At 64.3% G+C, this 734-nt stretch carries 1 pseudogene; it reads left to right on the top strand.

Annotated elements, in window-relative coordinates:
* Positions 1 to 507: pseudogene (locus IVA74_RS10635) on the top strand (ATP-binding protein); the annotation flags it as partial.
* Between the last annotated feature and the right edge of the window lie 227 nt (positions 508 to 734).

Below are 734 nucleotides of genomic sequence, written 5' to 3'. Positions count from 1 at the left end.
GCCGCAATTTGCCGAGCAGTCCGACAAGGAAGGCTGGCCGGCGGCCCGCTTCCTCGCCACCATTGCCGAGCACGAGATCGCCGAACGCGGCCGCCGCCGCGTCGAGCGCCATCTCGTCGAGGCGCGGCTGCCCGCTGGAAAGACCTTCGACAACTTCGACTTCGAGGCTGTGCCGATGATCTCCAAGGCGCAGGTGACCGCGCTCGCCGCCGGCGATGGTTGGCTCGGCAAGGGCGCCAATCTGCTGCTGTTCGGCCCGCCCGGCGGCGGCAAGAGTCACTTGGCGGCAGCCATCGGCCTGGCCCTTATCGAGAACGGGTGGCGCGTCCTCTTCACCCGCACCACCCGGATCCTGCTATGACGCTCGCCGCCATCGATCGCCTCGTTCACCACGCCACCATCGTCGAGATGAACGTCGAAAGCTATCGCAGGCGCACCGCGCTCGAGCGGAAGCGTGGTCCAGGGCGACCATCCTCGCACGCGACACCAAAAACACTCGCTGATTGACGCTCCGCGACAATCAGAGCCAACAAAACTCTTGCACGCGACAATCATCGCGGCAATCATCACCTCGCCGCGACACCGACTCGCCATCCTGATTGTCGCGCGCTTCCCATCCAGATTGTCGCGCTATAGCGGGTGGACCAGATTATCAACATGAAGCACGAGCTGGTTCTGCTTGCCGGCAGGATCGATTGGGACTGGATCGACGGCGAGATCGCACCGCTCTACAG

Origin of the sequence: Bradyrhizobium sp. 132, assembly GCF_023074185.1 — a bacterium.
Classification (GTDB): domain Bacteria; phylum Pseudomonadota; class Alphaproteobacteria; order Rhizobiales; family Xanthobacteraceae; genus Bradyrhizobium.
The sequence above is the reverse complement of the archived record's forward strand: the minus strand, read 5'-3'. Positions and strand labels throughout refer to the sequence as shown.